This window comes from Streptococcus sp. HN38 (assembly GCF_028335765.1).
Lineage (GTDB): Bacteria > Bacillota > Bacilli > Lactobacillales > Streptococcaceae > Streptococcus > Streptococcus suis_P.
This window is the reverse complement of record NZ_CP116604.1, coordinates 172,533-179,953: the sequence shown is the minus strand read 5'-3', so window position 1 is coordinate 179,953 and position 7,421 is coordinate 172,533. Positions and strand designations below refer to the sequence as shown.

Below are 7,421 nucleotides of genomic sequence, written 5' to 3'. Positions count from 1 at the left end.
GAACCTTGGCGACTATAGACTTGTCAGGCTGTAAGCGAGGGGGTGTTACATGGATATTGTTGTGTAAAGAGATAGAGTTTGTTATATTTTTATGTTTTTGGGCTGGACGAAACTTTTCCCCTTATATCAATTGTTTAGTTCTCTTGTATAGCAATTTGAATCAAGAGTAGGACAGTTTTGGGTTATTGTATCAGTAGCTCAATCTCAAAATAGCTTTAGAGTCCTCAAGCTGATAAACTTGAACCTGTCCCGTTTTTTATTCAATTTACTATAGTACAAGGCACAAGAAAACCCTCGAATGAGCATATCCAGAGGGCTTTGGTAGGTTTTATAAATTTCAGCCTGGGCGATAATCTTATCGGGTTGAATGGTAAAGTCACATCAGGTATTGGCATTCAACTCATTTTGAAGTTGGAGAACACGTTCGAGAGGAAGGTTTAGATTTTCAGCTATTACATCCGCTGGAAAACCAGACCTCAAGAAATTACGGGCAGAGGTGATTTGAACTTCTTCACGTCCTCGCTCCAGCCCTTCTTCAAATCCGTCTTCCTTGGCAGTCATCAAGGTAGCGTAACTAACCTCAAGGCTATCGATTTGTCTATCCCACATATCTTTTTCCTCCTTTGTCCAAGTTGTAAAATCTAGGGCATGTTCAGCCTGAGATATGATCTTGTCAGGTTGAATGGTAAAGTCGTATCATGTATTGGCATTCAACTCACTTTGAAGTTGGAGAACTCGCTCGAGAGGAAGGTTTAAGCTGTTCGATATGATATCAATATCAACTCCAGCTAACAAGAAATTACGGGCAGAGGTGATTTGAACTTCTTCACGTGCCTCCTCCTGTGCAGTCACCAAGGTAGCATAGCTAACTTCAAGGCTATCGATTTGTCTATCCCACATGTCTTTTTCCTCCTTTGTCCAGCTTGTAAAGTCTAAGGCGTGTTCTGCCTGAGATATGATCTTGTCAGGTTGAATGGTAAAGTCACGATTGCCGAAAAATTCGAACCATTTTTTGACATCGTAGTCGGAAATGGTTTCGGGCTATATGGAGGGCAGATGTTAGCTATTTGCGTTCAACTCACTTTGAAGTTGGAGAACTCGCTCGAGAGGGAGGTTCAGATTTTCAGCTATTGCGTCCGCTGGAAAACCAGACCTCAAGAAATTACGCGCAGAGGTGATTTGAACTTCTTCACGTGCCTCCTCCTGTGCAGTCACCAAGGTAGCGTAGCTAACTTCAAGGCTATCGATTTGTCTATCCCACATGTCTTTTTCCTCCTTTGTCCAGCTTGTAAAATCTAAGGCGTGTTCTGCCTGGGAAATAATCTTGTCAGGTTGAATGGTAAAGTCACGATTGCCGAAAAATTCGAACCATTTTTTAACATCGTAATCGGAAATGGTTTCGGGTTGGTATTTTTCCAACTCCAGAAAAGCCATTTTCAAGAGGCTGTGGTGCTTGGAGCTGGTTTTGGGTTTGACTGTCAGCTCTTCATCGGTCTCTTCTTCACGCAGGCTAAAGACGTGGAAGGGCTTATCGTCATCAAAATAATTTTTCTCCAAGAGAGCGATACCGTAAACAGGATAAATCCTCTCATGTGTGAAGTGGGTGTGACCGTATTCTTGCCGAATTTTTTCAACGTTATCATGCACCTGCGTACAGATGTAGGCCCACAAGCGATTGACAAAGGTCTTTTGCTTGGCAATCTGGATTTCAATGACAACTTGTGTGCCATCGTCCAATTTGACTAAAATGTCCGTCACCGTGTAAAAACCTTTAGGCAAGTCATCATTGGGCAGACGAATCTGGTAGCCGTCAAGAAGTTCTACTTCTAGAACAGGCAGGTCCAAAATATCTGAAATAAAAGCCTTGGTCACTTCCGTGTTTTGAAAAATTTTCTTGGCAACCGTGTCTTGCGTTGGTCTTAGTAGGGTATGTCTCAATATCCCACATCCTTTCATTTGATTTTTCATGTTGGAACCAGTTTTTTGGGGTTCTACTTATTTTATTCGAAATCAAATGAAAAACTTTTCTATATATAGTATACCACAAATGAAAAAAGTAACCCACCACAAAATGTGATGAGTTCGTTTCTAGGTACGTATAAAATTTTCTTTACAAATTCTCAAAAGCCAGACTAGGCTTGGCATTGAGGTCCCAGCCAGCAATATTTTCCTTGTTATATTCGCTAACGGCTGCCAAGGCAATCATCCCTGCATTGTCACCGCAGAGGCGAAGCGGGGGAATGATGACCTCCACATCGGTGATTTCAGCCGCCAACCGCTCTCGTAAGCCCTGATTAGCTGCCACACCACCCGCTACGACCAAGGTCTTGACAGGGTATTGCTCCAAGGCCTTCTTGGTCTTAGCCATGAGAATGTCCATGACACAGGCTTGGAAAGAGGCTGACAAATCCGCATTGGACAAGTTTTCCCCTTTTTGCTGGGCATTGTGGTAGAGATTGATAAAGGCAGATTTGAGTCCAGAAAAAGAAAATTCCAGATTATCCTCCTTAATCATAGCCCGAGGGAAGTCATAAATGTCCTGACCCTCATGTGCCAACTCATCAATGACCCGACCAGCTGGGTAGGGCAGACCCATGACCCGCCCCACCTTATCGTAGGCCTCACCGACCGCATCATCTCGCGTTTCACCGACAATCTTGTAGTCACCCGCCTCTGACACATAGACCAATTCCGTGTGTCCACCGCTGACCAAGAGGGCCAAGAGGGGAAACTCCAACTCCTTGACCGCACGCGCCGCCATCAAATGCCCTGCCATGTGGTTGACAGGAATGAGTGGTAAGCCATTAGCCCAGGCAAAGGCCTTGGCTGCCGAAATACCGACCAGCAAGGCACCGACCAAGCCTGGCCCATAGGTCACAGCCACAGCCGTCAAGTCCTCTGCCATCACTTCCGCCTCCAACAAGGCCTCCTCGATACAGGCCGTAATCACTTCCACATGGTGACGGCTGGCCACTTCAGGCACCACCCCACCAAACCGCTGGTGGCTGGCAATCTGGCTGGCAATGACATTGGATAAAAGCTCCGCCTCATTGCGCAAAACAGCCACCGAAGTCTCGTCACAGGAGGTCTCAATCGCCAAAATCAATCTATCTTTCATCACGTTCTCTCTTCATTAGCACCGCGTCCTCGACAGGATGGCGGTAGTAGTCTTTTCGTTTTCCTATTTTGGTAAAATGCTGGCGTGCATAGAGGGCTTGAGCTGCACTATTGGACTCCCTCACTTCGAGGAAAATGTCCCCCTCCCAGTCCATCACAGCAGCCATCAGCTGACTGGCGATTCCCAACCTCTGAAAATCAGCCCTAACAGCAATCTGCAAGATTTCCATTTCATCCAGCACCGTCTGCACAGCCAAAAATCCGACTAATTCCTGACCTTTATAAGCCAAATAGTAATCCTCATCCTGACTAGCCATACTGGAGGCAATCTGCTCCAAGGTCCATGGAGACTGCTCATAAACCGACTGCATAACTGTCAAAACAGCCTCTGCCAGATTTTCCTGACCATCGTAGTGTTTAATCTCTATCATACACGCTTGATATAACTTTCTGAGCCAGCTTGGTTGTCCTTGAGCCAGTTTTCCTCTGCCTCGACTCGTTTGAGATAGTTGGGCTCAAAGCTAGTGACATCTACTGCTGGCAAGTCTTGACCAAGCACCGCCAGCTGATAGGCAGACGGCTGACTCGTTTGGTACTGAGCAGTTGGCAGAGCTTGTTCGATTTGCTCCATAAAGTTTTCTACTTCTCCGACAAAGGTGATGTTTTCCTTACCAGACAGGCTAGAAAGCAAGTCCTCAAAAGACCAGTAGCGGTCTGGCTCGGCTGCTCTGCCATTTTCATAAACACCTGCATAGACGCAGTTACGGCGGGCATCGATGAGGGGCACCACCAGACCCGTCAGGCTGGTCGGAACCAGAGACTGAAGACTGGATAGCCCCACCAAGTCGATCTTGAGAGTGTAGGCCAGGGTCTTGGCAGTCGCCACCGCCACCCGCAGACCCGTGTAGGAGCCAGGCCCCTGAGCAACCACAATCCGCTCCAAGTCTTTGGGTGTCCAGCCCACCTGTGCCACCAAAAAATCGACCACAGGCATGAGGCTGATACTATGATTTTTCTTGACGGTCAGCAGGGTTTCCGCCTGCAAACGACCGTCCTCCACCAAGGCCACCGATAGGGCCTGGTTGGAGCTGTCTAAAGCTAGTATTTTCATAAGTTTCTCTTTCTTTACAATGCTACTCTCTATTGTATGCTAACTTGGGGAATTTTTCAAATATAGAAAACCTCCTATGAGTATAGGAGGCAAAAAAATCTCATCAAAAATGAATACTACCGAAATATCCCAGTGTAACAAACAGCATCAACCAGATTGAAAATACAATTTGAAAGAGGGACGTTACGACGACAAATCCTTTTTGTAGCTTGGAAGTAGCCTTAGCAAAGTACCTTGTCGAAAAATAGACTTGAACTCCAACAATAAGGACAACGAACACAATTGAAATTAATTCCATCTAACACCTCACATTTGAGTCGGCAAAATTAACAAGGCAAGAATAACCAGTAACACGTCCGTTACAACGATGTACCGCATATAAGCACCCCGCACCTCACTCTCTTTTCTCGCGGTGAGTATCCCTAGGATTGTCTGGAAAACAAGAAGACCTATCAGAGATAGAGAGAGCACTGTGTAGCTGTTATTTACCAAAGCTTGATGCGTTTCATAACCAGCCAACAATGGAGACTGCTTGCTCTTCACAGACCGTGCACTAAAAAAGTCATCTAGTTGCTTGGTGATTTCTGCATCGGTTTGTCCGACGGAGAGCAAGTGGGCAATTGTCCCCGAAACAAAGGCCGTGCTAAAAGAGGAACCCTCGCTTCGTACAATCCTGTTTTCCATTGACAGCGTTTCTTGAGAGTACGGTGCGTAGTAAGCAATCTCTTCCTGCGGATTCAATAACGTAAAAAATTCATTGTAGGTACCTACGGAGACAACCCCTTCAATCGTCAAAAGAGGGTTTAGGGCCTCTACCTTTTTCAAATCATAAGCTGGGACAACCATATAGCCACCTTGTTGAAGGTAGGCTTCAACCACATCTTCCAATTCTTTACTTGGATTGGTCACCACCATACTCAGATTCACAACATCAACATGATCTTCAATAGCCTGCTGAACAGCTTTGACAAGGTAGTCATTTTTTATCGTCCCGTCATCATCCGTTACCTTGTAGGAAAACAATCTTGCTTCCGGGCTCAATCCCAGCGTTAGCACATGATTATTCTTAGCACCAATGATACTGGCAATCTTTGTCCCGTGACCAATGGTATCAAAGACAGAGGTTGAAGTGGAAAAAACTTGCATATCCTCAACATAAAACTCATCTACCGCTTCTTCCCTTATACCAGAGTCAATGATAGCAACTCTGACCTCCTGAGTCGGCTTTGCTGTCGGATCAATGTTGGGATAATAACGCGATGTTCCCCAACCTGTATGCTGGTGGTTAAGTGGAAAACCCGAAAATTGACCAAGTGGATTGGAAACCAGCCCCTCTCTAAATACCACCGCACAAACCAAGGCAAGAAGACAACTAACAAGCCCAAACAGTCTTAGTATTTTTTGAATCAACCTGCAACTCCTTCTAATTTTATACAAACACATTTATTAATGTCTATGCCAATATGGACTGTGACCAATCCTAGGAGAACAATTTCTATATAAATCCGCTCTACAGTAACGCAAATTGGGATTCTTAATGATAGATTCATAAACACATTGGCTAACAACTGCCATAGCTATGTTACAATCTGAGGTAATAAAATTTTGGTATCCCCAACCATTATCATCTAAACAGTATGGAAGACCACCGCCTGAAAGAATTGCATCTGAATTTTCTGCGGTCTTATCAATATATACCATTGATAACGGTACCTTCATATCAGAATGATTGTAATCCATAGTGGCTTCAATCATACCTTTAATACTCTCCACCTCATCAGGAGTCGCATTCGGAAAAGCCTCATTTGGTAGATCTAAGATTTCTTCAAAACTATATAGAGGCTCCGTCTGTGCTGCAACCTCTATTTGTTGCTCCACAATCAACTGACCTTCAGCCATTTCACTAATAACAACAGCCTCAGAATGGTCTCCGTGACTAGAGTGGTCTCCATGAGACTCAGCAAACACTAAAGAAGCTGGAAAAACCAATGAAAACAGCATAGTAACTGCTAAGAACTTCTTTTTCATAAGACTACTCCTATCTTTTTTATAGTACATCTACATTGTATCATCTTCAAAACGAAATAAAGTCCACTTACAAATCTGTAAGTCAATTTTTTAAACTTACAAATATGTAAGTCATTTTAACAAATAAAATGTTGTGCTATACTAAAAAGAAAAAGAGGTGCGTTCTATGAAAAAGAATATATCAATTATTGTACTCGCTTTGTTGCTATCAATTCCAATCGTTATTGACCCATTATCCAATCCTGTCCCCATTCTCCTAACTTCTTATTTTTAAGACTCAAATCTTAAAAAATGAACCCGGATAATCGAAGCTGTCTGATCATCTATCAATTCCTGTATAGATTGAATGTAGGTTTCGATTATCTCTTTTTCTTTGTCTGAACGACCATTTTCGATATAGTCCAATAGCAGACGATAATAGCGAGCCATTATCTTTACAAAGGTATCTTTAAAACTAATCATAGACTCCATTTTATCTAAGTAATAGGAAACTTGAGAGTATATTCCTCTATCAAATAATTCCGAAATCGTATTGAGTAACGTAGATTTTATAAGTTCCTGATGTTTCCTAAGTTTATTAAAAGATTTTTCTTCCTTACATAAGTCATGAGCAAAATACAATAACATCCGATTATTCAACAACATCTGTGCATTCATAAATAGATAAAGCTCAAAACTTGTCCACTCCTCAATAGCGAAGAGATAGTCTGCCAAATATTGCCTATCTTCTTCTTCAACATTATCTATCCCTTCTAAAGCGACTAAAGCGACCTTGATAACAATAGCATTAAGCCGAGAGTAAAGTTCTCCTTCATCTGCTAACAAATCTGATGTTAATAAAGCTTTCAAAGCTTCTTTGTCCTGCTGGTAATACAAATCTGAGATGAGATTGGCCAGCTCGATATGAGGTGCTTCTTTATATCCATGGTATTTGTAAGTAAATTCTTCCATGGTCATGTTAATACCCTCGACAGCCACGATTAACTTATCCGCTGCCAACATGGATTTTCCCGATTCAAAGCGTGACAACTGTGCTGCTGTAAAGTCTCCTCTGACAACATCCTTTTGCTTAACCAAGCGAGAATTTCGGAGTTCCCTGTAAAATTCGCCTAAACTCATTTGTGGTACTGTACCCATGACTCATCCCCTTTCTTGATGCATTAAA

Annotated in this window: 9 protein-coding genes; all 9 read right to left on the bottom strand. The window is 43.2% G+C overall.

Annotation, left to right across the window (positions count from 1 at the left end):
• Nucleotides 1-381: 381 nt before the first annotated feature.
• Nucleotides 382-609 (bottom strand): hypothetical protein, encoded by a 228-nt coding sequence (locus PHA78_RS01020; protein WP_272158341.1) that lies wholly within the window; start codon nt 607-609, stop codon nt 382-384.
• Between the two features lie 87 nt (nt 610-696).
• The gene (locus PHA78_RS01015; RefSeq protein WP_272158340.1) at nt 697-900 is read right to left on the bottom strand and encodes a hypothetical protein; all 204 of its coding nucleotides are present in this window, start codon (nt 898-900) and stop codon (nt 697-699) included.
• A gap of 159 nt (nt 901-1,059) precedes the next feature.
• Nucleotides 1,060-1,938, bottom strand: coding sequence for an Rpn family recombination-promoting nuclease/putative transposase (locus PHA78_RS01010; RefSeq protein WP_272158339.1), 879 nt, complete (start codon nt 1,936-1,938; stop codon nt 1,060-1,062).
• 172 nt (nt 1,939-2,110) lie between these two features.
• On the bottom strand, nt 2,111-3,118 hold the full coding sequence (gene tsaD / locus PHA78_RS01005) for a tRNA (adenosine(37)-N6)-threonylcarbamoyltransferase complex transferase subunit TsaD (RefSeq protein WP_272158337.1): 1,008 nt from the start codon (nt 3,116-3,118) through the stop codon (nt 2,111-2,113).
• Nucleotides 3,108-3,548 carry a ribosomal protein S18-alanine N-acetyltransferase gene (gene rimI, locus PHA78_RS01000; RefSeq protein ID WP_272158336.1) on the bottom strand — a complete coding sequence of 147 codons (441 nt, stop codon included), beginning with the start codon at nt 3,546-3,548 and terminating at the stop codon, nt 3,108-3,110. Before rimI ends, tsaD begins: the two co-directional genes overlap by 11 nt.
• Nucleotides 3,545-4,228, bottom strand: a complete 684-nt coding sequence (gene tsaB / locus PHA78_RS00995) for a tRNA (adenosine(37)-N6)-threonylcarbamoyltransferase complex dimerization subunit type 1 TsaB (RefSeq protein ID WP_272158335.1) — start codon at nt 4,226-4,228, stop codon at nt 3,545-3,547. Before tsaB ends, rimI begins: the two co-directional genes overlap by 4 nt.
• Nucleotides 4,229-4,534: 306 nt before the next feature.
• A complete protein-coding gene (locus PHA78_RS00990; protein WP_073259261.1) occupies nt 4,535-5,638 on the bottom strand; it encodes a S8/S53 family peptidase in 1,104 nt (367 codons plus the stop codon).
• Between the two features lie 36 nt (nt 5,639-5,674).
• Nucleotides 5,675-6,256 carry a hypothetical protein gene (locus PHA78_RS00985; protein WP_024397995.1) on the bottom strand — a complete coding sequence of 194 codons (582 nt, stop codon included), beginning with the start codon at nt 6,254-6,256 and terminating at the stop codon, nt 5,675-5,677.
• 270 nt (nt 6,257-6,526) lie between these two features.
• Nucleotides 6,527-7,393 (bottom strand): Rgg/GadR/MutR family transcriptional regulator, encoded by an 867-nt coding sequence (locus tag PHA78_RS00980; protein WP_024412005.1) that lies wholly within the window; start codon nt 7,391-7,393, stop codon nt 6,527-6,529.
• Nucleotides 7,394-7,421: the final 28 nt, after the last annotated feature.